Origin of the sequence: Proteus columbae, from assembly GCF_009914335.1 — a bacterium.
In the GTDB taxonomy this organism is placed as follows: Bacteria; Pseudomonadota; Gammaproteobacteria; order Enterobacterales; family Enterobacteriaceae; genus Proteus.
The window spans coordinates 1476974-1502594 of sequence record NZ_CP043925.1 but is presented as its reverse complement, the minus strand read 5'-3'; the positions used below and the strand labels follow the sequence as shown (position 1 = coordinate 1502594).

The following is a 25621-nucleotide window of genomic DNA, read 5'->3' as shown; positions in this document are numbered from 1 at the left end:
TAGTGTTTGCAGATATTCATGCCTGCAATGCTTAATCTCTTCAATTATTCTTCCATTTATTTAACATTTTATCAACCATATAAAATAATTGTATAAAATATTACGCATTCAAGTAAAACAATCCATCAATTTTTATCACGATACTTCATATCAACAAAACAATAATAGATGATTATTAAAATAAATTTTACTTAATTTAACAAAAAAACAACATCAAGTATTGATTCAAATCAAAAAATCACACTAATTTGAAACGATTCATGAAATACAGCAGAGGAAAATGTGGTGTTTTTAGAGGAAATAGAGACAGGAAAAGAGGAGCACGCTATAAATTTCTGTTATTTATAGCGTGATGTTCTTATTTATAACGACGAGCAAGCAAAATAAACCCCATAGCAAACAGTACACAGAATGCCATAGAGCTTACCATTGGCCATTCTGATTTTGCTGGTAGCATAGCAATAGCCGTTCCAACTAACGCACCAACACCAAAACGCACTGTTCCTGCGAGAGAAGAAACCGTTCCTGCCATATGGGGATAGTCATCAAGAATAACGGCCATCGCATTCGATGTGATCATAGCGATCCCGCCCACATACATTGCTACCCCCACAACAAGGAAATAGAAATGTAAATTAAGAGCGACCACCAGCAATAAAAAGATCCCCATAAGACATTGAATAGTTAATCCTAGGCGTAACATATTCAACGCACCAAATCGACGAACATATCGCCCATTAATGCTTGTCATCACAATTAAGAAGATGATATTAAAACCAAAATATAATCCAAATTGATCAAAGGGAATACCATGCAATTCGATGTAGACAAAAGGGCCAGCACTAAGAAATGAAAACATACCAGCAAAAGAAAAACCTGAAGCCAAAATATAGCAGAGGACACGACGTGTTCTAAACAGACTAATAAATTGGCTAAATGTCACTCTTAAGCTAAAGCGTTGGCGACGCTCTTTTGGTAATGTTTCTGGAATATAAAAAGCAATTAATGCAGATGCAATCACGGCGGCTATCGCGATACTCCAGAAAATAGCATGCCATGAAAACCAATTCATCACCCAAGCACCTAATAGTGGCGCTAATAAAGGTGCGATAGTCATAACAAGTGCAACAAAAGACATACTCCTAGAAAAATCATCTCTAGAGAACATATCTCTCATCAATGCATTAATAACAACACTTGCCGCAGCTGCTGCAAAACCATGTAAAAAGCGCATGCCAATTAACATATCTATTGATTCAGATAATGCACATGCACTAGAGGCAAAAGCAAAAACAATTACGCCGCCCAAAATGACAGGCTTACGTCCCAAACTATCAGCCATAGGACCATAGACTAATTGCCCAATAGCAAAACCAAAAATATAGATACTTAATGTCATTTGTACTTTGCCACTAGGTACACCAAAATCTTGTGCAATAGTTGGTAAACTTGGCAAATACATATCTATAGCCAATGGCATAAGCATGGAAATCAGTCCCAGTATTAAAATGAGACTAAGGTACGACGAACGTTGCTGTTGCACGCAGATAAACTCCCAAAAACGACAGGATAAATAATAATTATTGAGGTAGGTGAATGCTGTTGATCTCTTCTTCTGTTAATGGACGATATTCGCCCTCAGCTAAAGTCTCATCTAATGTAATATCACCAATACGCTCACGATGTAATGCACTTACATGATTACCCACTGCCGCAAACATACGTTTTACTTGGTGGTATTTGCCTTCACTAATAGTAAGTTTGACTTCTGTTGGCGTAATAATTTCTAACGTGGCGGGTTTTGTTAGGTCTTTTTCACCGTTGAGTTGAACACCCTTTTGGAATTGTTCAGCAACACCCTCTCCAATCGGTTCTTCTAACGTAACCAGATAGGTTTTCTCACAATGATGTTTTGGTGCCGTAATACGATGTGACCATTGACCATTATCCGTTAATAAAACAAGTCCTGTTGTATCAATATCTAAACGCCCAGCAGCATGTAATTTATGAGCCAAAGGTTCATCAATAAAATAGAGGATAGTTGGATTAACTGGATCGTCTGTTGAACATACATAGCCAATTGGCTTATTCAACATAAAGTAGCGAGGCCCTAAAATTTGAGTTAAGACATTACCGTCGTAAGCTACTTCTTGCTCTGGTGCAATTTTGGTTGAACCGCTTTTCACCATTTCGCCATCAATTGTTACAAGCCCTGCTCTTAATTCACGAAGGATCAAGCTACGGCTAATACCCAATTGCTGGGATAAAAATTTATCTAATCGCATGAATTTCTCTGAAAAATGGAAGAATACCATCTGATATGAGGTATCTATTAAAAATGAATATTAACAATAAAACAACTAATTAATTTATAAATAAACTATCACGCTCTTTACTCCTCCCTTATTCGCGCTACCTATAAAAAAATGTTACGCTGACGCCCCGTTTGATTTCTTATGCAGAGTTATGGCTTTTACACTCAGACCTTATCAACTTGACGCTGTTAATGCGACAATCTCTTATTTTCGCCAACACAATACACCTGCGGTAATTGTATTACCTACTGGCGCAGGGAAAAGTTTAGTGATTGCAGAACTCGCTAAAAGAGCACGCGGACGTGTATTGGTGTTAGCACACGTAAAAGAGTTAGTAGAACAGAACCATAGCAAATATGAGGCTTATGGTCTATCTGCAGATATTTTTGCTGCTGGCTTACAACAAAAAGAGAGTAGCGGGAAAGTTGTTTTTGGTAGTGTGCAATCTGTTGCCCGTAATTTATCGCGGTTTAGTGATACTTTTTCTCTTCTTATTATTGATGAATGCCATCGCATTAGTTTGTCTGAAGATAGCCAATATCAGCAAGTCATTAAACAATTGCAATCTATTAATCCACAATTACGTATCTTAGGATTAACTGCAACACCTTATCGTTTACCTACAGGTTGGATTTATCAATATCATTATCACGGTATGATCAGAGGCGATGAAAACTGCTTTTTCCGCGATTGTATCTATGAATTGCCTTTGCGCTATATGATAAGCAATCATTTTTTAGTTCCACCAACTCGCCTAGATATGCCTATATTGCAATACGACTTTAGCCAAGTAAGAACAAGCCAAAATGGGATATTTAATGAGGAAGATCTAAACCGTGAAATAAAGAGACAAAAACGTATTACGCCTCATATTGTCGCTCAAATTATTGAATATGCGCAAAATTGCCGAGGAGTAATGATATTTGCGGCGACAGTTGAACATGCAAAAGAGATCCTTTCTCTTTTACCACAAGATGAAGCAGCATTAGTCAGTGCGGATACCCCCTCTTATGAACGTGATGATCTTATTACCCGTTTTAAACAGCAACAATTACGTTATATGGTCAATGTTGCCGTACTAACAACAGGTTTTGATGCACCTCATGTTGATTTAATTGCTATCTTACGCCCCACTGAGTCTGTGAGTTTATACCAACAAATTGTAGGACGGGGATTAAGATTATTTGCAGGAAAAACAGAATGCCTGATTTTAGATTATGCAGGTAATCCTCATGATCTCTATCTACCCGAAGTTGGTACTAAAAAACCCAATCCAAATAGTCAGCCGGTACAAGTTTTTTGTCCTATTTGCCAATTTGCCAATACCTTTTGGGGAATTGTAGATGCTGATGGGGATATCATTGAACACTATGGTCGCCGTTGCCAAGGTTGGGAACTCAATGAACAAGGGCAAAAACAGCAATGTGAATTTCGTTTCCGCTTTAAATTGTGTCCTCATTGTAATGAAGAAAATGATATTGCAGCACGTCGCTGTGTTCATTGCGATGAGATCTTGGTTGATCCTGATGATATGCTCAAAGCGGCATTAAAACTCAAAGGGGCATTAGTTCTACGCTGTGGTGGAATGCAATTTAAGCCAGGAAATGATGTTAAAGGTGAATGGTTAGAAATTAATTATTACGATGAAGAAGGCACGTCTGTCTCTGAACGTTTTCGATTAACCACCCCAGCTCAACGAAAAGTATTTGAATTAAAATTTTTACGTGAACATCAACGCGCACCAGGTGTTCCTTTTGTTTGGCATAATGCCAACGACATTATTAAACAGTTTGATTTGTTACGTCACCCCGACTTTATTGTCGCCCATAAAGGTAAAAAAGAGAGCTTCTGGAAGATAAGAAATAAGATTTTTGACTATGCAGGCCGCTACCGAAAAGCAGATACCTTGTATTAATCTGGATTTATATTTGCTGTTAGAGGACTTTTTCGTTAAAATGCGCCCCGCTTTATCTATTTTTAGATAAACCAAATCTCGAGCTTGTTGCTGGGTCGCCTGTAACAAGTATGTATTTTCTTTCTTTTTTATAAGAGAAAAAAGATGTTAACTATCAAAGCAACTGTACGTAAAGAGCAGGGTAAGGGTGCGAGCCGCCGCCTGCGTGTGGCTAACCGTTTTCCTGCTATCGTTTATGGCGGAAATGAAGAGCCAATCGCTATCGATTTAGATCACAACGAAGTTATCAACCAAGAACACAAATCAGAATTCTATTCAGATTTCGTAAACCTGGTTATCGATGGCAAAGAAACTAAAGTTAAAGTTAAAGCAGTGCAACGTCACGAGTATAAACCAAAAATTACTCATATCGACTTCCTGCGCGCTTAATAAGCCACCCTTCGAGCTTTATTTTTCGGGACGCCGAGCATATAACGCCACTTAATGTGGCGTTATTTGTTTCTACTATTTAATTATTTTTCTGATGCTCTACGTTGTAGCTGATCACGTAAATTAGGCGGTGTACCTTTAATGGTGAGCGTGTCTGTTGCTGGATCCCAGAATATTCTCTCCCCTAATAATTTCGCATCAAAATTCACAGTTAATCCACCACCACTTCCTGAGTACTTCATCAGTTGACGTAACGTACTGCGATCTGCGGGGAATGTTTCAGCTAACTCATAGCCTTTTTCTTCAGTAAATTGAGCAAAGTTTTGATCGCCCAAAGACGGTAATTCTTCGGCAAGCTCTGTTAAGGCAATTTCTTCGCCCGATTGTAATTGCTCGTTACAGTAGCTATATACTTGCTCACGACAAGTTTGACGCTCTTGCTTGCCCATTTCTGAGGCTTCACAAAAATCGTCAACCGCTTGTAATAAGCCTTTATTTTGAACTTTAGCGTTTAAACCTTCTTGAGCACCTAAAAAGTCCATAAAGAAGTCAGAGACTTTACGTCCAACACGACCTTTTAAAAATGTTAAATAACGTAAAGAGTCAGGAGCCGTTTCCCACTCAGTTAAATCGATACGAGCAATAATGTCTGCATGAGGAATATCTAAATAGCGCGTTGATGACACATCAAGGCTGTCATTTACCCACATACTGTTACAACTACTAAGTACAGCAATTAAAAGGTAATCCACCGCTAAATAGCGATAGTGGCAAAATAGAACGGTGCCACCTTCTGCAAAAGGATATTTTGCTAATTCATCTTTTAGTCTCACGGTTGCTGCTCGTGAAAAACCTAAAAAGTTTTCTTCGCCTTTACGCTGTAAGCGCAGCGCTTCTGCTAATTCACTTTCTTCATTAAACAGACCATAAGCTTTACTTTTTGCACTGTATACACGATGCAACTCTTCAATCATCTCCTGAACAACGGGTTCAATTTCTAAGAGTGAATCACGTAGCACAACTTCTAATGTCTGCTCATCTCGCTTAATAAGTTGATGCAAAACTAATTGGTTAATATCTAGACTCATGGTCGTCCTCTTCTATTGCGTCTCTTTCTCGTGCGCGTATTCAAACACTCCCTACTTTCAGTATCAAGGGAAAATTAATTAATTTAATAGCGGAAAAAGGCCTAGTAATACGGTAATATATAGCGTTTTATTCATTTAGTAGGAATTCAGATTTTATGCCACAAAAATCCCGTTATAGTGATGAACAAGTTGAGCAATTACTTGCAGAACTTGTCAGCGTTCTTGAAAAACATCATACTCCTACAGATCTTTCTTTGATGGTGTTGGGGAACATGGTGACAAACTTAATCAATACAAGTATTGCCCCTGCTCAACGAATGCTGATTGCTGATTCTTTTGTTCACGCCTTGCGTGCTTCAATTGATGAAGGCAATATTCACTAATAAACATAGAAAAATTATTTATAGACATGGTAACGAGACCTCAGTCCTATCGTGAAAAAGTATCCCAAATGATCAGTTGGGGTCACTGGTTTGCGCTATTTAATATTATTCTAAGCTTACTGCTTGGGAGCCGTTACCTGTTTATTTCTGATTGGCCTGCAACTTTTGCTGGTCGTTTTTACGCTATTGTGAGTTGGATGGGACATTTTAGTTTTATTGTCTTTGCTATCTATATACTCATCCTTTTCCCTCTCACCTTCGTAGTGGTTTCTCAACGGCTACTTAGAGTTATTTCCTGTGCCCTTGCCAGTGCTGGATTAACTATCCTTATTTTTGATATCGCCGTTTACCAGCAATTTCAACTCCATTTGACTCAACTTGTTTGGGATCTTGTAATTAATCCAGATGAAGGTGAAATGGCGCGTGAATGGCAACTTATCTTTATTGGCATTCCCATCATTTTTCTTATTGAAATGCTTTTTGCAACATGGAGTTGGCAAAAATTACGTAGCTTAAATCGCCAACGTTGGGGTAAACCATTAGCTGGTGTCTTTATTACTTGCTTTATATTATCTCACTCTATGTCAATTTGGGCTGATGCTAACTTCTATCGCCCAATCACCATGCAACGAGCTAATTTACCGCTATCGTATCCAATGACGGCGCGTAAATTCCTTGAACGTCATGGTTTTATTAATCAATCAGAATATGAGCAACGTGTTATCAGTGAAGGTAACCCAGCAGCACAAGGGATCACCTATCCTCTTGCTCCATTAATCTATGCCAAGGATACCTATTCTTATAACTTGCTGGTGGTTGTCATCGATGGTTTAGGTAACGAAGAAGTGCCAGAATTACCAAGCCTGCAACAGTTTGCACAGAATAATCTTTATTTTTCAAAGCATTATTCATCAGGCATTAATAATGATACTGCATTATTTGGCCTATTTTATGGTATTTCACCTTCTTATTTAGACAGTGTATTAAGTAGCAGAAAAAACTCTGCACTTTTCAATGCACTAAGTTATCGAAACTACCAATTAGCAATGTTTTCAACTAATGGTTTCCAAACACCACTGTTTAAACAAGCTGTACTATCAGATTTCTCCCTCCCAATATCACGCAGTGGTGATAACAATGCCACAATTGATAGTTGGAGCAATTGGCTGATCAAAAACAGCCAAACAACCCCTTGGTTCTCTTTCTTACAAATTAATGGTCACACCAATAATGCGTCTCAACGCACCACATTAAATGATCAACTTGAGACAATATTTAAGACATTACAAGAAACCAAAGTGCTAGATAATACTGTTGTAGTTGTCACTTCTAGCTATCATCAAGACAACAATAATAAGCAGATTAATCAATGGCTTTCAAATAAGACCACCTTTAATTTAAGCCAGTCACAAGTGCCATTGATGATACATTGGCCAAATATGACGCCACAGGTTATTGATCGAATGACAAGCCATCAAGATATTATGACAACCTTGATGCAGCATGTTTTACATGTCATAAGTCCAGCTGATAACTATTCACAAGGTGAAGATTTATTCGCAAGCACCCGTAATCATCCATGGATTTTTACAGGTGATGAAGAAGCATTTGTCGTCTTTTTACAAGATAATACTTTGTTGATAGATAAGAATGGCCGGTATGCTTTATTTGATAAATCAGGACAAGAGATCAGCTCTGCAAAACCTGATTTAAAATTATTACTGCAAGTTCTGGCTGAGCAGAAGCGTTTTATTGAACGCTAGCACTATTAAGTGACGTATAAAATTACGTCACTTAATTAGCAAAGGGTTGCTTTAGCAGTCAAAAACAGTAATATACAGAGCACAAACGGCATGTAGCGCAGCCTGGTAGCGCACTGTCATGGGGTGTCAGGGGTCGTAGGTTCAAATCCTATCATGCCGACCAAAATTCCTTAGAAAAACCAACCGCTTATGGTTGGTTTTTTTATGTCTGAAATTTGTGCGGGGTAAAATAGGGGTAAAACTGGGGTAAAACGACGACAAATCATCTCTCAAAATCCCCCTTTCTTTAGCTCATAAAATTGCCCTTTTCTCCTTGCTATTCTATTCGTTACCTTATATAAATTACTGTATAAAAATACAGTAAAATAGGTGATACCATGATTAAACTCGAAATCAATAATGCTGAATATATTGCTCAATTAGAAGAAGCTCGCTTATCTGCAGACACCCCTTATGGTTATCTGTTTATGGACATTATCTTTTCTGATCCAAGGTTTGATGAGAATACGTTTGAAATGAAGAACGTTAGACGGGAGCCAATGAGAACCTATATGACAAAGGATGTGGCAAGGGATTTGCTTGAGCAATTGGAGCGATTTTTATATAGTAAAAATACTGTACATAACTCTTAAAAACATAAATACTCAGTTAAATACAATTAATTTATATAAAGATTTATTTTGGAATACAGCAATGGATAGTTACGATTACGCTAGTTATGAATATTTAAAACACTGTTTATATGTTGAAGTAATAAACTCTAATAATAAAAAATTTTCATGGAGAAGAACTTTACTAAGAGCTTATAGCTACCCTGATCGTCGCTTCATTTTTTGGTGGAGAATAGCCAATTATTTTTACCATAAAAAAAACCTAAGAATGAAACGTTTCTCCGAATATATAAACCATAAGCTAACCAGTAAATATGGAGCAGATATTGAATTAGGCACAAAGATTGCACCCGGATTTACCAGCCCTCACCTCATTGGTATTGTTATAAATAGGATATCCATTATTGGCGCTAATTTTCACATACGCCAAAACACAACCATAGGAACATCTGGCTCTAGAATTCATAATAAAACATCAGAAAAACAATTTATAAAAATTGGTGATAATGTTGAAATTGGTGCTAACTCTTGCATTATTGGAGATAATTTAACTATTGGAAATAACGTTATTATTGGTGCCATGTCTTTTATTAATAAAGATATTCCAGATAATTGTGTTTGTTATACAAAGAAAGAAAATAAAATAATAATATCAAATATAAAATAACACTGTAGACACCATCATATTACAAATAATGGTGTCTATGTTAATCACTGTTCTACATAAACAGCTACAACATCATGATACCAAGTTTGAACTTTTTCTATCTTTGTTGGGCTAATATTAAATCTTAATTCACCTGCTCCACCAACCACTACATGCATCCAACTTATTGTATCTTGAGGTATAATAAAAGGTGTTGCTTTAACCATATTCCCTCCATCATTAAACTCAACAATACATAATTTACCTGAGCAATTACGTCCGAAATTGATTGGTGATGCACCATTATTAGACCAGCTAAATTTTTGCATGCTATTGCGAGTAGGCTTAGAATACCGACTATCGCTCTCAGCTTTTGTGTAGCTACTTCCAGCTGTTGCATAGCTTCCTTTTGGCTGATATTTATTATCAGTTTCTGCTTTTGAATAACTGTAACCGGATGCTTGATAGCTCCCTTTTGGTTGATATTTACTGTCAGACTCCGCCTTAGTATAAGATGCTCCTACTAATGCATAATTACCCGCTGGTTGGTAATTCCCTTTGCTTTGATAACGTCCATCACTTTCTGCTTTTGTATAGCTACTTCCAGCTGTCGCATAGCTCCCTTTAGCTTGATATCGACCATCCGATTCGGTCTTCGTATATGAAGTACCAGCTAATGCATAATTGCCTGAAGGTTGATAACTTCCTTTAGGCTGAAAAGCATCCGTAGAGGCTTTCTGGCTCATCACATGAACCGTTGATGTTCCCGTACCTTGAGCTACATTACTCTTATCAAACTTATTATTAAGCCCACTATTTAACGCTGAATTTGTCGCGTAATCGCCTGATGGTTGGTAACTACCTTTCGCTTGATATCGTCCATCACTTTCAGCTTTTGTGTAACTATCCCCTTTATTGGCATAATTCCCCGCAGGAGCATAATTCCCTTTTGGCTGATACTTGGTGTCAGTTTCTGCCTTTGAGTAGCTGTAACCGGATGGCGCGTAGTTACCTAACGGTTGAAAACGTTGATCTGATTCTGTTTTAGAATAAGCGCCTACATCACCTGCTGTGGCATCAGCTTTCAACTCTGCCCATGCATTACCGGCAACCGGCTCAATATTGTTATTCTCAACTTTAGACTGCCAGACTTTATTTTTATGGTACACAATAGCGCGTATCGCATACGGCTTACCAGCTTCATCCCATTTTGGAAAACCAAAAGATTGAATTTCGCCAATCGCTTCCGTGATATCGTGAAATATCCCGTTCATTTTTTCACGTTCAATATCTTTCGCAGCAGGATCTGTCACCTGGTCACGTTCATAGTCGTAACCATAGCCTTGCGTATAAGACACTGAGCCGTCTGGTTGGATTTCTACGGGTATAGAAGCCTTATCCCCTTGTGTTGCAAAGGGAGTTTTAAAAATAGTTGTCATAGAAATTATGCTCCGAAGTTACTGCCTAAGAAGTTTTTACGATGCTGACCAACGCCAAACGCTTTTTTGGTCACAATGCGATATTTGACGCCAACACCCGAAGGGCGTGGCATTAAGTCGAAGTTTTCGAGAAGAACACGTAGACGTTCGTCAGGGTTGAAGTTAAAGACGTAATACATATAAGTCATGTCCAGCGGATCAAGGACAAAAACTTTGCTGTCATCACGCCAAAAGAAACGTTTTAAAAATTCATTAATATTGGTGACCGTGGGGCTTTGTGTCAGATTAAAATAGCGCATTCGTACTAACATGCGTTTTTGATCAACAGTCAGTGACAAGGTGTAATCCGCATTACGTCGGAAGTTAGATTTAAAATTGGCTTTCTTTTTGCCAAAACCAAACCCGACTTTATTTTTGTCGCTCGGTGGAATATCAATACCTAACGGTATATCCAGAATACGTGACCAAATCGACAACCCGAAGTCATTTGCTGTATCGATATTAAACACATCTCGGTACCAATTTTGCCAAAATAACACCATCGACTTTTCAAAATGAGAGGCTTTAAAATGGGCGAGTTTCTTTAAATTCTCGGCATCTTCATACTGCCAGAGGATCGCTTTTAATAGGTCTGAATGAAACTCAAATTGTTGAACGTTCATACAATCACCACTTGCACAGCACCCCGTTGCAAGCGTGCTATTTGATTAATGGCAATCGGAATTAACGCTACATTCCATACTTTCCCGTCCAATGACAATTCAACTTTAGTGACAAATAAGCGAGGCTCAACAGTATTTACTGCTGAAGCTATCTCAAAAGGCGATACTTCACGTCCAACAATCAAACCGTTATCGCCGTCCAGCTCTCCACGCGTCCATTGTTCAATAGCACTAGGGATGATAGTTTGCGCATCAACGGCTGATTTTTTAACTGTCACTCGACAAAAAATGGTGACCTCTTTAGGCCGTGAAAATTTCACTTTGTATTCTTGTTCACTCACCGGCTCTACAACACCAATTTCAATCTCACCATTAAAAGCCGATCCAATAGTTTTTGTTCTCAGCAATGATTTAGCAATTTCATTACTGTCGCCCCCTTCAACACAAACGTAAATGCTGTGAGGCAACAGAGAAATTCCATCAATAGTGAGCACCGCATCGGTGTAGTTCTCTCGAAAAGAAAGTGAGTTAACGCCCTCTAATTCATACAATGAAGACGTGATCGCTTCCGCGACACTGACGGTATTTTTAGCCAGTGTTTGCTTACGTCGTCGCCTTGCTTTGATATCAGATTCAGCATAACGGCCAACAACCGCATGAGTGGGATTATTGACTTTCTCCCAACCTAATACCGAGCTAGCCACAGAATTAAGTTGGCCGGCACCGCATTCAACAGGACCATATTCAACCGCCCTCATATCCCCTGTTGCTTTGCCAGTATTATTAATAATCAAGGTAGAAACTGTTTCGAACATGGCACCAGCAACACTAGACGCTAATGAGCCTTTAGGAATAATGGTGCCGGGTACGCCACTAAATTCAACGCTGGAAAGATAAGAGTGAGTGGCATTAATGCGTTGGCCACCCATTAGCGCCCATATTGCATCAAGAAAAACACCACCAGCAATATCGGGATTGATTTGATTTGCTAACTCGGCATTGTTTCTCACCATTGCATCACGATTTTCAACTTCCATCGTAGCCAATGCCCCTTGTGGTGTTTCAGGGGCAAGATTAATCGATTGACCAAACACCGCACGAAACTCACTTTCAACTTCATCACGTATTGTGACCGTGTCGGGAAGAATAACGCCTTTATTATTAATATAACGATAATCAGCCATTCAATGTAAACCCTCCGTATATCGTGCGAATTGTCGCTTGGTACTTCAATTCACCGTTTTCCACTATGGCGCTAAAATGAGTCACTTCAACCACCTCTGCAATTTCGCTCATACGTTGTCTAAACGCAGTTTCAAACATCGGGATATCAGTTTGGCGACCAAAGGTTGTTGGCCAGAACGGAATACCTTTATCTTTTTTATGTAACATTTCACCACGAACCGCTTTTGCAAAATGCTGACAAAGGTTTTTAACCGCTTCATCTTTTTCGCTGAATTGTAGATTTCCATCAGGGCCAATAAAAAGATCATTATTTTTATCAATTGAAAATGTTCTCACAAAGGCGCTCCTGTATTTCCATGACCGGTCTCAACACCGCTATGTTGATGCGTAGAACCGATATCTTTTCCGTTATGTCGCATGGTTCCCCCTTGAGAATCACTATTACCATTTACCGCGTAATTACCGTTCACTGTGACGTTGCCAGTAAATATCGTTTCAGGGGCATTGACTTCATACTTAGGGGTTTCCAGCACCACTTTATCGTTATGCAGAGAGAAACAAACTGAACCATCCATTGATTGGATCACCAAGGCATCAATGTTCTTTCCATCAATCGCCCATCCTTTGATAGTGTCAGGGAAAAACATTGCGTCACTAAATGAATGGAGGCGTGCGGTATTAGGTTGATCCTCCAATCCTCCACGCTGAAATATCAGGCTAATATCTCTGTCGTTGGCTTTTATCCAACCAAAATCACCCGGTTTAATCGGTGCGCGAATAAAGAAACCGCCACCCCCAAATCTAAAAACGGGAATGTTGGCCAATGGTGCACGCCCGACCGTTCCCCCTTCCGTTGTTACCATCATCACCAGTGGTTTGATAACAGCACGATTGGTTTTATCGTCATAACTGACCACTGTTGCAGGGAGCATGTCCTCTGTATTCATCATCAAGTTACGAAATGCAGACGAGAGCGCACCAGCCAGCGAACCATCACTGGCAATATCAGTATTGGGTTTATTCATGGTTATGCTCGTTTACAGGTAGCCTGATAAAAGAAAGGATCATCATGTGACGCAACATCAAATTTCAGTTGTTCAATGATATAGTCGCCATTAAGTGCAGAATTAAATTTACTATCGAGCCGTAGCATCCCTCCTAGTTCTGAGGCACCATCAATCAAATAAGTGACAGATAATCCTTTTTCGGTGGCTTTAGGTATACCCACCATGCCTGATTTCATGCTGAGAATGCGCAGACGACCTTTTAAGGCTTGGTTATCATCTTTTACAAACAACGTATCATCATCAATAAAGGCTTTAACGTTTCCTGCTTCCTGCAGTCGTTGTACTTGCTGTAATGCTGAACCGCAAAAATACCAATTGGCAATATTTTTATCGGTAGCTTGAAAGTCCAATCTAACCTTGCAATCCTTCGCCACAGCCGAAGCGATCTCGCTCATTTTCTGCATAACGCCACCACTGGAAGAAACAATATCACCTGAGCTGGCGTTATTAGTTTTAGCCTTAATGGTTAGCGTTACATCGGGAGGTGAGGCAATTTCTGCACTGACAATATCACCGGTAAAGATACGAAATAATCCCGTATTAATGCGCCCTACCTCAAGGTAAAGACGACGAGTTTGTTTACTTTTATGATAAGGGCTGGTTTCAGTGAGAAGGTAATCTCTAGTGTGGACGTTTAATCCATCAATACTAATTGTGCATTCATTTTGTAAGGGGTTTGCGTACTTGGTGCCGTTAGCTTTAATTCGTAATCCTTCATACCACTGCAGTCGTTCTGCAACTTCAATCCCCACCCGTATTCGTCGTAAGTCCATCATCACTCCAAATAATTAATGATTGAGTTCTATCAAATGATTCATACCAGGGCAGATCATCATTTTCTGTTATAAATGCTAAATTCGTGCCATCAGTCAGATAGCGATAAGGAATAATAGGTGTGTTTGCCACCGCACGCATACCTACTGCGATAACCTCACTTTCACGCTCGATGTCGAGATACATCGCATGGCGACCGGCTTTTATTGTTAGCGTCCAATTAGCACCGTCTAAATTGACAGATAAGCGTTGATTAGGAATGGCTTTTAAGGGTATGACTTTCATTAGAAGCTCCAATCACCATCTGCGATACGTGTTGCGACTGAACCTTTCTTTTTAGTCTCAGTATCGGCTTCTTTTGTTTGCACATTTCCCCGATTTACGGTTGATGACTGAGCAGGCTTTTGTGTAGATCGAGGCGGTAAATCTCCGTATTCAGGCTCAACAGTTTGCCACTCAATAAACCGTAGCGATAGTTTTATCGCATCTATCATGTCGGGGATTTCATCATGATTAAAACCCGTCAATAACATCGGCTGATAGGTTTTTACTCGGGTTTGAATACCAACAAGTTTGTGTTCATCAAAAACTTGTTGCATCGATGAGAAAATATTTTTTATTTCCCCTGTTAGCACTAAATCCATGCCAATTTCGATGGGATTAATAATCACATGATCACTACGTGTTTCACCACTTTCAACTTGAAATTGTGTCGCTTTATGCTCATCTCTCACATTAATTTGAATAGGACTCACACTATCAAACAGTGTAGAAAACGACTCTAAATCAAATATTTTGACCTCTGTTATCATTTTGCTACTCCCGTTGAGTTTTGCTGATTGAAATCGGCTAGTTGATCTTGCAATGCATCCTTTACGCCCGATGCCATACCCTGCGCATCTGTGGCTTGAGTTTCAACCTTAATTTCTCCAATGCTTACGTTACTTTCATTCTTCACACTGGTTCGATTACTGATGGCTTGGCTCGTTATAGGGTTCATCGCATTATTGGCAATCGCATCTAACTGTGCATTGGCTTGAGCAATAGATTGTCTCGTTGAAAATTGTTCTGACCCCTGATTATCTTCAGGAATGGTATATTCCAGTTTTCCATCATCAGTTAGCTTTCTTTCTACTTTTTGAGTTACAGTGACTTCGTCATCATCGTCACTGCTAAACAAGTTTTTAGCCGATTCCCAAACACCTTTTACGCTATCAATCCCCTTAGTTACCCAACCTAATATTTTTTCAACCTGCTTCCACATCCAATTGAATGCATCGACTATTGCATCAGTCACCGTAGTAAAAACACCTGCAAATGACTTCCCCCATCCTGCAATGACTGAAATACAATTGATAAGAAACTTAACATAAGCTTTTAAGCCTGATGCCATTAAATTCCAACCAGCGACAACAATATCCGCCACAACCCCAACGATAACCTTTAGATATTCAAACAGTTTTTTGAATGTTTCCCATAATGCAAGAATAACTATTTTTAATCGTGGATATTTTTCAAGAATACGACCTATCATTGAATCATTGCCGTCAATGAAATTCATAATGTCGTCATAAACAATTGCAAAAGCTGCCGCTAATAGTGCAATAACGGCGATGATGGCAATAATAGGGAAAAGTGTTGTCCATGTGCTAATACTGGCCAACTTCATGGCATGTATGTATTTCCCCATCAAAATAGTTGCAACAGCAGTAAAGAAGCCTACTACAATGTTTTTGTTTTCTTGGCAAAATTTGACAAAGGTTTGCACCCAAGAAAGGACTTTAGTTAACGCTGGTAACGCACTATTCATAATACTCATCATGACACTACTGAATACGGTTTTTAATCCTCCAGTCACTTCCTTATATTTTTGGGATTGTAATGCAAGTTCCTTTGTAACAACGCCATTCTCCTTTTGCTTTTTAGTCAACTCCTCGAGTTCTTTTCGCCCTTTAAGAATGGATTCAACAATTTTATTGTCTGTTATTCCCACTTCTTTAATTCGAAATATAGCTTCTTCTTTACTCATCCCTTGTACAGCATCAGACAAGCGATATATGCCCTCCATTGCGCCAATAGATTCGCCTTTCATATCTTTTAATGAGATATTTAAACTTTTGAAAACATCTGCTTTCCCTGATGAAGTATCTTGTAATGCTTCACCGATACTTTCAGACATATCCATCAATGAATCACGGGCGCCTTGAGCATCTCCTCCCATTGAGGTTATGACTTTGCCAAAAGCATCAACATCTTCAACAGGAAGTTCTAAGGCTTCTGCGGATTGAGAAAGCGTATTCACTTCTTCTGCTGTTGTTTGAATAAATGACGCAATACCCCCTACCGTTAAACCAATCCCAACCATCCCTGCCATTCGACCGAGAAAACCAGCTAACGACGAGGTGGCCTTACCATAATTATCCGCAACCTCATCGGCAGACTCAGCTAATTCATTATTTCGCCTCGTCAGTCGTTCTGTTTCTCTAGATGCCGAATTATTCGTGGCAATTTGATCATTGATTGACTGTTCAGCTCTCTGAATATTACGTTCGAGTAATACAATGCCTTCCGATAATTTTTTATTACTTTCTGATGAGAGAGCATTAGACTGTAAAAGTAACTTCGCATACTCAAGATAATCTTTCATTTTCTCTATGTATGCGCTTAACTCAGCTTGAGCAGTATCACTATCAATATTTATCTCAGTATGTTCGTTGGATACATTACCTAAACTATCAATAATATTTTGAACAATATTATCAATGTCTTCAGAATTCCCCTCCGCTTCTTCAGTGATCCGTTTAATTTCTGAAATGATGGCATCAGAGGCATTGGATGCATCACCATTAACATGAATATCAACTGAATTTGATGATAGCGCTGTCAATTGTGTGGATAGATTTTGAATAAATTGCGTAAATCCATCCGCACCGATAGTTGCCGATTGTTGCGCCTTTTTCATCTCAGCGATAATGTCATCAGTCGATTTGCTCACTCGATTAAACGCATCATCGGCTTGGCGGGTATCAAATTCAAATACCTGAACAAATGTATCTAGCAAGGCCATATGATTTATCCTTTCGATGAAGCCAGCGCTTCGTTATAACGATTAGTAATAGCAATTTCCCACAGGTCAAACGCCTCTTCTAAATCTATTGACGTTTTGAGTTCGGTGAGTGTGGCAAAACCGGCTGAGATAATGACGGCAAAGAAGCCATCAGCGTTTTTATAATCGACGGGAGTGAACCGGTGATTTTGTTGAGCAGGAATTGGAGGAAACCTTGGCTCCCGTCTTTGCCGAAAAAACTGGTGTTATACTTCAACATTTCCAGTTCTAGACGAATAAGGGCTTCACCATCGGGCACATGGTTATCAATTAATGTGCTGGTCTTCAGATAAATCTCTTGCCCCTCTTTTTCGACAGCAACATACGCCATCATCTTTAACATAGCTTCTTTGCTGACTTCATAGTCGCCAATTTTAGGCGCATTCGATAAAGGGTATTTTGCCAGAATTTCACGTCCAATCGTTGCTGGTAATCGGCTAATAATAAAGGTGTGCTCTTCACGATCAGCATCGGTGATCGTGATTTCTTTCGGTTTAATTAACATGATTGATATCCATAAAAAAGGCGGAATAACCGCCTAGAATTAACGTGCGCGAGTGCGATCGAAGTCTTGAAATACGAAGGTATACGCTTTGGATTTGTGTCGTCCTGCACTGGCAACAGAGCTACCACGACTACCATTGGTGATTTTGCCGTTGCGTGCCGTGGTTGTTGAGCCATCACCATACGAAGCGACCAGAGTGATAATATCCCCCGCATGCCGTTGTCCACGTCGTGCGGTATTCGATTCCAGTAAGATGGCGAGGTTTTCATCTTCTTCACTGCCCGCTAAGACGTTAATGGTGACCGTTTGAGGTGTTGGCGTTGACCATGTAACCAAATTACCATTGATATCCATTCCTGTTTGCGCGATATCCACTGCGGGTAAATCTAATGGATCGGCATCATCGGCGAAGGTGGTAATTTGAATACCGGCGGGAAAGGTCTTGTGTGCTTGAATAACAATACTCAAGCCGGTTGCTGATACATCATGCATATTGTGTTCCTTACACTAAGTTGTGAGAGCCTTCGACTTTACGAACCCAGTCGCCCTTACCGTAAATTAATACGTATTTCATCACGTACTCGGGTAAATCAGAGGGTCCTGTGTTTTCGACAATTTGAGCGTTGTACCAATAACCTTTGTTTTGTACATCGTGCCATGCTAAATCATCACCAGAAGCATCTGTCACCGCGATTTTCTGCACATCAGTTAAGGCTTTTCCCGCTAGAATAGTGCCGTTATTAATCGCCTTGGTTACCGCCCCCGCAATCACCATCATTGCTCTTGCTTCACCGTCTTTATTAGCTGGTACTCCACGAGTGGACATCAACAAACTGAACCACTGTTGCGCGATATAGGCTTTTAACCATTGCTCATTAGCATGGACGCTCATATCTAATGGGTTAGCAACACCACCACATAAGAAGCCACGTTGATAGAAACTGATATGCGAACCCGATACGGCCGTTTCTCCGTAATAATTCACCCGTAATTTATCTAAGCGATCGGCATCGATATCGGTCGTAATTTGCGATGGGAACGTGACACCAAATTGACGATACATATAGTTTGTTGTCGCATTGGTGCGGTCATAATCCGTGGCGGACATAATGGCCATAGGTAACGCTTGAACAAAGAAGTTATCCGCTGTTTTCAGGTTTAAGCCCGTTGAAGCCGTACCCACCAGCGCCCCGCTAAAATCTTCTGCATTTTGATTGGTCACAGACAAGTACAATTGATACTTCACGTTTTCACCTGCCACGTACTGCGCCAACTCTACGGCATGCTCTAATGAGAGTTCCGTTAAAAACGTTGCACTACCAAAAGAGTCAGAAACAGCCTCAGAAGCAATAAAGGCTTGTAACGGGGTTTGCGCTGGATTACCAGCTGATGATGTGCTGTGGCTAATATTCATTGCATCAGCAAGTACCGATTGACGCACACTAATATCTGCACGCTCTTGTACGCCACCGCTAATGACAAAGGCACTATCCAGTGAATTAAATGTGACATAAGCGCTAGCAAATTGAGGCTCACTTTCTGCGTTTAATTTCGCTTGCACAGCTGTTGCAACGTCCGCGTATGACGTACTTTCAGTAAGATCAATTCCTGTGATTGTTTTTGTCACTTTTCCGATAGTGATATTAAGTTCACCGTCATTAATTAATTTTAAATCAGCTAAATCTCCTGTCTTTTCGCCAAACAAAGTAGGCGCTCGACCAACAGGCTCATAAGAGGCAATTTGCAGTTCTTTCGGCTTACTTGCTGGTGCAGGACTGACATAGCTGAAATACTGACGAGCAAAATGTGCCTCGGGGGAGTCAGTACCCAATAAGTCATCCACTTGGCCACTGGCAAATTCAAGCACTTTACCGGCAGGGATTTTAGGGTTAGTTGAAAAAATACGAGCCGTGAGCTTACGCATCGGTACAGCAGACGCGCCAATCACCGCACTCGCGATATCGACATAGCGAGTTTGTTTGATAGACATAACGTTCCTTAAATACGATAGATATCGGGATACAACGCACTCACGGCGTCTGTATCAGGATGAAGTGTGCGATTAAATGTCACATTGAAATCAAATGAGGGGTTTTGTTCGTAGTTGCCCTGGTCATTCAGAAAATAAGGTGTTCGAATACCGCTTGCCCGCTGAACGCCAATGCCTTGTTTGCGGAGAGCTTCAACAAAGGGCAATGAATTGGCGATCATTCTGACAATCGCGGTAATATCCTTAGCTGTATAATTGCCTAATTGCGTCACGAACACTTGAACTTGGTACGTATTTTCGGATAACTGATTTTCTTGGTGATTGGCTTTATTGCCTTGAATATTATATTTTCGGCTCTGCCAACCGTGACCGTTTTCATTGATGGGGAAAAACATCACCATGTTATCTTCACGGCCTTGCTTTGTAGATTGGAAACCGGCTTTAACAGGGATCTCAATATCGACTGCTTTTAACTGCAACAAGAGTTGTTTGCGAATAGCAACATCAACCTCATAATCCGTCATAAGCACCCGCCTCGATACAGATCACCGATTTCCAACCATCTTGTTCGTACCAGTCTGCATCACCCACAACATCGTACTTCTTACCATTGAATACAAGAAAATCAGGGGATGTGCCACGTTGCACAGCTTTAATATCATGAGAGGTATATAAGCGTCGGTACACTTGGCTCGTATCTAATCCCATTGATTGAACATCTTGGGTATCAACCGCTTGCCAACTGCCACGAACTTCTACGGGATCATAATAATAATTTTGGTCATTTCCTCGTTTATCGGGTGCCCGTTCTTTAAATCGAAACCAAAGCACCTTTTGCTGGGGAATATAACGTGAAGCAATACGATTTAAGTTACCAAACATTATTTATCCTCCACGACAATTGACACGGCTTGAAGCATTTGACCGGTATCGACTAACGGCTTATCGGTGGCTTTTCCTTTGCTATGGCGACGCGCTCTTGCTTTGACCGTTGACTCCTCCAGCGCTGGTGTTGTGACTGCTTTTATTGCCATTTTCACATCACCCGCCACCGTTGCACCAATTTGTGTCAACCCATTATCTAACGTGATATTGCCCTTAATAGAGGCTTTCACCGCACGAAAAATTAACTGACTATAATCCTGCTTTTTGTCATTCATGATCGGACGTAAGAACGGCCTAGGAGGAATACCACCAGCCGAATAGCCCAACTCTTGAATAGCTGCAACATAAGCAATAGGTGTTCCATTGGGATATTTTGCGTGCTCAAAGAAGCCAACACTTAATCGCTTTTTAGCCAATTCATCATAAACCGCTTTTAATTGCGCTAATTTAGTCATTAACGTAACCGCCCTCCTCGCGTAAATCGTCCACCCACACCACGAAAAGCAGAACGCTCACCACCACCACCGAAGTATTGAGGTACACTACAACGCTTGATCAGTGCAAGAAACTGCTGACCAAAGGTGGTCATTTTAAACCAATGTGACCAATCCGAGCCGGCAGGCGGTGCCGTAAATGACACGCTCACCTTATCAATAGTCACACTCGTCACCACACCGGTGGGCGACTCATCATCAGCAATCATTTTTCTGAGTGTTAGCATGTGTGCAACAACGAGCATCCACAGCTCGTTAGTGCAAACACCCTTACAGGCAGAGAAATAGTTCAACGCGGATTGAGCAATGATATCTATTTCATCATTACCCACACCGTTAAACTGCGGATAGAGCACACGGAATGACGTTAAAGGAAATGTGCTCGTCTCCATGATCACTTACCTTTTTTGTTGTTTTTAGGAATGTCTAACTTTTCAGCCTCTAATGATTCAGGGGTGTCAGGTGCTGATTGGTCGCTAGCTTCCATATTGGTGGCAACTTTTTCGGGATCTTCTTTGCGTTCTTCAACGGCAATATACCCATTGTCACAATGAAGGTTGAAAACGTGATTTTCTTTGAGCTGTTTATATTGTTCATCAGTAATTTCTGTCACACGGCCACGTGGTGTGTACATGTGTTTAGTCATCACGTTCGCTTGACCAGCAATAAATACTTTCCCGTCTCTCACGGTGTAGTTCTGGTCATTTGATAAGGTGCAATATGCGTAAAGAGGCATGGAGTACTCTCCTGTTGTTTGGATATAAAAAAGCCCTCAAATGAGGGCGCAAAAAGAGAAGTGGTAAGATTAAATTCCTGTTAAGCGTGTCACCGCCCACGGACGGGTCACAAATACACCTGCAGTCGCATTGGTTGCATCTTCCATATACCCTTTAATTTGGTTGAGTGAGCCTAATAACTGGTATTTCGCAGGAACGACTTGAAGGATCACCGCACTGGTTGCCGTTGAGCCATCATCAATGCTATCTGCGAACATATAGGCCACATCAGCCCCACCATTTGCGCCAACAAATTCAGGAGAGAAAATCAGACGCATATTGGGATAGTTTTCATTTATCCATTGTTTGACTGTTTCACCACGTGCCACCGGATTAGCCACATTCAGTGTAGAACGAAAGCCCAACGGTAATGTTAAGGTGATTGGCGTATCATCTTTGATAATACCGCCAGAACTCGTTTCAATACGCGAGAACATATCGGTAATATCAGCAGTAATATCCGCAAATGTTCCTCCTTTCCATTTACTCTTTGCGGTTTCATAGGCAGGCAAGTTAGGCTCATTCATCAAACCAAAGACGCGCGTTTCAGGGCTATTAAACCCGTAGTAACCCACTCGCTCACGCCCTTGCTCTAATGATTCAGTCACTGAATTGCGCTTTTCTTCCATCGCAACAAAGCCTGCTGACGATTGGCGCGCTTCTTCTAATTTACCGACTTGGAAACCTAATTCGAAACGGACAAGACCACGGCGCTCTTGGTCTTGCGCATAAGACGCTAATGGCACATTGGTATGATCACCATAAAGCTCGGCTTTACCGGTTGGTGTCGCCACATTCAGAATGATCTCTTCATCATGCCATTCGCCCGCATTGACGATACCGGTGATTTCATCCAACACACGAACACGCGTAGCGGTACGAATAACACCGTGCAAAACGTGTTGCAACATTTCGCGTTGAATTAAGCCCCCCTGCATTGCACCACCGCTAATTGCGGAGTCCATCGCAGAAAAACCACCAAAGCCGATTTGCGCTAATTCTCCGTATGTCCATTTCTGGTCAGGGTTAATATTCAGTTGGCCATGTTTTTTGACATCACGGCCAGACATGTGAAACTTAATTTTACTGACTGGCATTATTCACCTTCCTTTGGAGATGCTGGATATGGGATTTCTGTTAAACGAATAATGCCCAAGTGAGCACTTTCTGTGGATTCCAGGTGTCGGCTGATAAAACCAATGACACGATCACCGGCACTAATGCTGGCTTTAGAAGATAGCGAGCCGTCAGCTTCATCGAACACAACCGGTGCGTTGATTTTTCCTGCCACTTCTTTTAGCTCAACGAAAACTTCCCCCATTGTCAGGAATTCGCCCTGTGTGCCATTACGAGCAAATTGTTCTTCGATACGATAGGCTTTAGGATTAATCATGATCCCCGCAAATGCCCCTTTACCACCGACTTGAACGGATTCCACTGAATCATCTTTGTAGGTATAGGCGCGACCGAAAATATTCAGCTTTTCATCCGTTGAACTAAGAATGGCTGAAACAGCGCGAATAGGGCCTGCATGACTAATTTCACCGACAACACCAGAAATTAAACCATCTGCTACTGATTTAGGAATTGCCATTATTTAGCTCCCCATTTATCCATAATTGTTTTATTGCTCACTGCAGAGTCCATTGTTGAGCTGGGCTTTTGAGAATCAGGTACACGTCCCTGCATCCATGCATCAAGAGCAATCGCTTCGGTTCCCTTACTGCATTGAATACCCAGTTCTTTAACACCGTACTCCGCGACTTGTTGTTGAGTCATAGCAGAGTGGTCAAACACACCAATAAACGGCGTTAATTTATGCGCTAACGCATCACGCGCACCGATTTGTTTGAGTAATTCACCCGTATCCATTGCCGGTTTTGCTTTCTCTAATCGCTTAATTTTACGTTTCAGAGATGCCATTTCATCCATTGCAGTCATGCTACGATTTAGGCGCTTTAAACGACGATTAAGACCATCGGTAGTTGCTTGGTCAAGATGCTCTTTAGCTTCTTCAATCGCTTCGACTGCAGTTTCAATCGCGACCTCGGCTTTTTCTACTGCTTCAGGTTCGCCAGATTCAGCCTCTTCTGTGGCAATTTCAGCTTTTTCCACTGCTTCTTCTGCTTTCTGCTCTTCGTCAGGGTCTGAATCAGTTGAAGACTTATCTTGATCGTCTGGCTCATCATCTGTTGCAGGTTTAGCACTGGTGATTGCTTCTTTGATAATCGCTTTTAACGCTTCCAATTGCTCGGGCGTAAAGGCACCTTCATCAGTGGTTGGTTTGTCTTTATTTTCATCTTCAGGATTCATGCGAATAAGTTCCTTTGTGTCTATGGTAATAACGGAGTGGTCTTGCACAGCAACATCAGCGCCAGTGCGCCCTTCATCGACTAACGCAAGATGGTTGGCTCTAATATGCCGTTGTATGGCGTCATAACGTTCACCGTTAAATTCGCCTGGTGTGAAATCGTAAATACAGCGATAACCCGGAGATAATTCAATTTTTCCCCCATCAATTTGATTAAGCGCTGAATTAGACAGGATTTTGATATTGCCTCTGAGGTAGGGATATTCAAAATAAACCCGCTCCCCGATTACCCCTTGTATCCCCTTTGCCTCTGCGGGTGTGCCGTCTTTCCCTAACATTTCATGCTCATCAACAAAGGGCATTAATTTGAAGGAGTTAATTGTCTCTGTGCTGGCCAGTTCTTCTTGTGGGCGATACACCTTGTAAATCTTTTCAGGTATCGGTGCGCCAATTTCAAACCCTAAATAATCAAAAACCCCAACTTTAGAGATGGGGTTATCTTTCACTTCTAGCCAGCCATTTAAATCATATTGTCGCTTTGTCATGTCTCGTCACCAAAATCAATAACCGGTGTCCAGAAGCACTTACAGTTTGGTAATTGTCCGGGCAATCCTCGTTCTCCCGTTTTAGGATCAATAATCGGTGGGTTATCTAAATCAAACACTTCACCGTCCAATTTAATATGCCATTCACGAGGTTCTGCACTCCCACCAGAGTGATGCCAAACCGCCTTACGAATACCAGCAGATTTCATACGTTCATAGTTAACCGCCGTAGTAATCTTTCGCGTTTGGTCAACAGCGATAAAGTTCGCCCTTTTCTCTGTCACACTGCCAGTATGCCGAATTTCCTCTAATAGTGTCTTTGCGCCCTCACCACCTTGGCTAATAGAGCGTAAAGCAACACTTTCAATACGTTGATGAAATTGCAGAGGAATGGATTTAATTAACGATACGTTTTCAGCTGTAGAGGCAATGATTTTATCTTTCAAGGCTTCGGGCATATCAGGGGTTTTAATGGTGATCCCCCCTGACAACTGTTTGAGAGAATCATCTAAATTACGTTTTGCGCCTATATCGACTTGGGAAACAAATTTATCTGCAATCTCTGTGGATTTTTGTTTGAAAATCTTATCCCATTTACGTTTTAGTCGGTTAAGCCAGATGCGTGTTTGACTGGCAAAGCAGGCATCCATCGTAAAGCCATCAAAGTCGTCATTTAATTCACTAAACACTTTTTCATAGTCTTTAATCATTGAATTAATGAGGCGTGACATG

At 40.7% G+C, this 25621-nt stretch carries 30 protein-coding genes and 1 tRNA gene; 7 read left to right on the top strand and 24 right to left on the bottom strand.

The features are described from left to right. Positions 1-358: 358 nt before the first annotated feature. Positions 359-1543: a Bcr/CflA family multidrug efflux MFS transporter gene (locus tag F1325_RS07080; protein ID WP_244185041.1), complete on the bottom strand. Its 1185-nt coding sequence runs from the start codon at positions 1541-1543 to the stop codon at positions 359-361. 37 nt (positions 1544-1580) lie between these two features. Continuing rightward, positions 1581-2285, bottom strand: coding sequence for a 16S rRNA pseudouridine(516) synthase RsuA (gene rsuA, locus F1325_RS07075; RefSeq protein ID WP_100157926.1), 705 nt, complete (start codon positions 2283-2285; stop codon positions 1581-1583). Between the two features lie 181 nt (positions 2286-2466). On the opposite strand from rsuA, the gene F1325_RS07070 reads away from it, so the two are divergent. Together F1325_RS07070 and rplY are read left to right on the top strand one after the other, a co-directional pair. Beyond that, positions 2467-4230, top strand: coding sequence for a DEAD/DEAH box helicase (locus tag F1325_RS07070; protein ID WP_109372853.1), 1764 nt, complete (start codon positions 2467-2469; stop codon positions 4228-4230). Positions 4231-4374: 144 nt separating this feature from the next. Next, entirely contained in the window at positions 4375-4659 is a 285-nt protein-coding gene (gene rplY, locus F1325_RS07065) for a 50S ribosomal protein L25 (protein WP_023581385.1), read from the top strand. A gap of 83 nt (positions 4660-4742) precedes the next feature. Here the strand turns inward: rplY and yejK are convergent, their stop codons facing one another. Next, the gene (yejK, locus tag F1325_RS07060; protein ID WP_099074944.1) at positions 4743-5747 is read right to left on the bottom strand and encodes a nucleoid-associated protein YejK; all 1005 of its coding nucleotides are present in this window, start codon (positions 5745-5747) and stop codon (positions 4743-4745) included. Positions 5748-5902: 155 nt separating this feature from the next. Here yejK and F1325_RS07055 point away from each other — a divergent pair, with 155 nt between their 5' ends. The 5 genes from F1325_RS07055 (at position 5903) to F1325_RS07035 (ending at position 9171) form a co-directional block, all read left to right on the top strand. Continuing rightward, complete coding sequence (locus tag F1325_RS07055; protein WP_004247042.1) at positions 5903-6130, top strand: YejL family protein; 228 nt, start codon at positions 5903-5905, stop codon at positions 6128-6130. Positions 6131-6156: 26 nt separating this feature from the next. Further along, positions 6157-7893, top strand: a complete 1737-nt coding sequence (yejM, locus tag F1325_RS07050) for an LPS biosynthesis-modulating metalloenzyme YejM (RefSeq protein WP_160230195.1) — start codon at positions 6157-6159, stop codon at positions 7891-7893. A gap of 86 nt (positions 7894-7979) precedes the next feature. Then, positions 7980-8056: transfer RNA gene (locus tag F1325_RS07045), tRNA-Pro, on the top strand. A 214-nt stretch (positions 8057-8270) separates the two neighbouring features. Then, complete coding sequence (locus F1325_RS07040; protein ID WP_160230194.1) at positions 8271-8525, top strand: hypothetical protein; 255 nt, start codon at positions 8271-8273, stop codon at positions 8523-8525. Between the two features lie 61 nt (positions 8526-8586). Continuing rightward, positions 8587-9171, top strand: coding sequence for a serine acetyltransferase (locus F1325_RS07035; RefSeq protein WP_160230193.1), 585 nt, complete (start codon positions 8587-8589; stop codon positions 9169-9171). Positions 9172-9215: 44 nt separating this feature from the next. Here the strand turns inward: F1325_RS07035 and F1325_RS07030 are convergent, their stop codons facing one another. From F1325_RS07030 to F1325_RS06930, 21 genes are all read right to left on the bottom strand, one after another. Then, positions 9216-10589, bottom strand: a complete 1374-nt coding sequence (locus tag F1325_RS07030) for a hypothetical protein (protein WP_244313546.1) — start codon at positions 10587-10589, stop codon at positions 9216-9218. A 5-nt stretch (positions 10590-10594) separates the two neighbouring features. Continuing rightward, positions 10595-11251 carry a DUF2612 domain-containing protein gene (locus F1325_RS07025; protein ID WP_160230192.1) on the bottom strand — a complete coding sequence of 219 codons (657 nt, stop codon included), beginning with the start codon at positions 11249-11251 and terminating at the stop codon, positions 10595-10597. Beyond that, positions 11248-12435, bottom strand: coding sequence for a baseplate J/gp47 family protein (locus F1325_RS07020; protein ID WP_160230191.1), 1188 nt, complete (start codon positions 12433-12435; stop codon positions 11248-11250). The genes F1325_RS07025 and F1325_RS07020 overlap by 4 nt, the downstream gene beginning before the upstream one ends. After that, positions 12428-12772, bottom strand: coding sequence for a hypothetical protein (locus F1325_RS07015; RefSeq protein WP_109372848.1), 345 nt, complete (start codon positions 12770-12772; stop codon positions 12428-12430). Before F1325_RS07015 ends, F1325_RS07020 begins: the two co-directional genes overlap by 8 nt. Next, positions 12769-13461 (bottom strand): Gp138 family membrane-puncturing spike protein, encoded by a 693-nt coding sequence (locus F1325_RS07010; RefSeq protein ID WP_109372847.1) that lies wholly within the window; start codon positions 13459-13461, stop codon positions 12769-12771. Before F1325_RS07010 ends, F1325_RS07015 begins: the two co-directional genes overlap by 4 nt. Positions 13462-13463: 2 nt before the next feature. Continuing rightward, a complete protein-coding gene (locus F1325_RS07005; RefSeq protein ID WP_160230190.1) occupies positions 13464-14279 on the bottom strand; it encodes a baseplate hub protein in 816 nt (271 codons plus the stop codon). Continuing rightward, complete coding sequence (locus tag F1325_RS07000; RefSeq protein WP_160230189.1) at positions 14245-14562, bottom strand: phage baseplate plug family protein; 318 nt, start codon at positions 14560-14562, stop codon at positions 14245-14247. The genes F1325_RS07005 and F1325_RS07000 overlap by 35 nt, the downstream gene beginning before the upstream one ends. After that, entirely contained in the window at positions 14562-15089 is a 528-nt protein-coding gene (locus tag F1325_RS06995) for a phage baseplate protein (RefSeq protein WP_109372844.1), read from the bottom strand. The genes F1325_RS07000 and F1325_RS06995 overlap by 1 nt, the downstream gene beginning before the upstream one ends. Next, entirely contained in the window at positions 15086-17344 is a 2259-nt protein-coding gene (locus tag F1325_RS06990; protein ID WP_160230188.1) for a hypothetical protein, read from the bottom strand. The genes F1325_RS06995 and F1325_RS06990 overlap by 4 nt, the downstream gene beginning before the upstream one ends. Positions 17345-17429: 85 nt before the next feature. Continuing rightward, positions 17430-17888 (bottom strand): hypothetical protein, encoded by a 459-nt coding sequence (locus F1325_RS06985; RefSeq protein ID WP_160230187.1) that lies wholly within the window; start codon positions 17886-17888, stop codon positions 17430-17432. A 39-nt stretch (positions 17889-17927) separates the two neighbouring features. Next, positions 17928-18380, bottom strand: a complete 453-nt coding sequence (locus F1325_RS06980) for a phage tail fiber protein (protein WP_100157941.1) — start codon at positions 18378-18380, stop codon at positions 17928-17930. Positions 18381-18390: 10 nt separating this feature from the next. Then, positions 18391-19878, bottom strand: a complete 1488-nt coding sequence (locus F1325_RS06975; RefSeq protein ID WP_160230186.1) for a DUF3383 domain-containing protein — start codon at positions 19876-19878, stop codon at positions 18391-18393. 8 nt (positions 19879-19886) lie between these two features. After that, positions 19887-20402 (bottom strand): phage gateway protein, encoded by a 516-nt coding sequence (locus tag F1325_RS06970; RefSeq protein ID WP_160230185.1) that lies wholly within the window; start codon positions 20400-20402, stop codon positions 19887-19889. Continuing rightward, on the bottom strand, positions 20389-20760 hold the full coding sequence (locus F1325_RS06965) for a phage collar protein (RefSeq protein ID WP_072069958.1): 372 nt from the start codon (positions 20758-20760) through the stop codon (positions 20389-20391). Before F1325_RS06965 ends, F1325_RS06970 begins: the two co-directional genes overlap by 14 nt. Further along, complete coding sequence (locus F1325_RS06960; RefSeq protein WP_160230184.1) at positions 20760-21218, bottom strand: hypothetical protein; 459 nt, start codon at positions 21216-21218, stop codon at positions 20760-20762. Before F1325_RS06960 ends, F1325_RS06965 begins: the two co-directional genes overlap by 1 nt. After that, on the bottom strand, positions 21218-21649 hold the full coding sequence (locus F1325_RS06955) for a DUF4054 domain-containing protein (RefSeq protein WP_160230183.1): 432 nt from the start codon (positions 21647-21649) through the stop codon (positions 21218-21220). Before F1325_RS06955 ends, F1325_RS06960 begins: the two co-directional genes overlap by 1 nt. Positions 21650-21651: 2 nt before the next feature. Beyond that, positions 21652-21993 (bottom strand): hypothetical protein, encoded by a 342-nt coding sequence (locus F1325_RS06950; RefSeq protein ID WP_160230182.1) that lies wholly within the window; start codon positions 21991-21993, stop codon positions 21652-21654. Positions 21994-22062: 69 nt separating this feature from the next. Continuing rightward, positions 22063-23130 carry a major capsid family protein gene (locus tag F1325_RS06945; RefSeq protein WP_160230181.1) on the bottom strand — a complete coding sequence of 356 codons (1068 nt, stop codon included), beginning with the start codon at positions 23128-23130 and terminating at the stop codon, positions 22063-22065. Then, the gene (locus tag F1325_RS06940) at positions 23130-23627 is read right to left on the bottom strand and encodes a structural cement protein Gp24 (RefSeq protein ID WP_160230180.1); all 498 of its coding nucleotides are present in this window, start codon (positions 23625-23627) and stop codon (positions 23130-23132) included. Before F1325_RS06940 ends, F1325_RS06945 begins: the two co-directional genes overlap by 1 nt. After that, the gene (locus tag F1325_RS06935; RefSeq protein ID WP_160230179.1) at positions 23627-24889 is read right to left on the bottom strand and encodes a DUF2213 domain-containing protein; all 1263 of its coding nucleotides are present in this window, start codon (positions 24887-24889) and stop codon (positions 23627-23629) included. Before F1325_RS06935 ends, F1325_RS06940 begins: the two co-directional genes overlap by 1 nt. Then, a complete protein-coding gene (locus F1325_RS06930) occupies positions 24886-25599 on the bottom strand; it encodes a phage head morphogenesis protein (RefSeq protein ID WP_160230865.1) in 714 nt (237 codons plus the stop codon). The genes F1325_RS06935 and F1325_RS06930 overlap by 4 nt, the downstream gene beginning before the upstream one ends. Positions 25600-25621 lie beyond the last annotated feature (22 nt).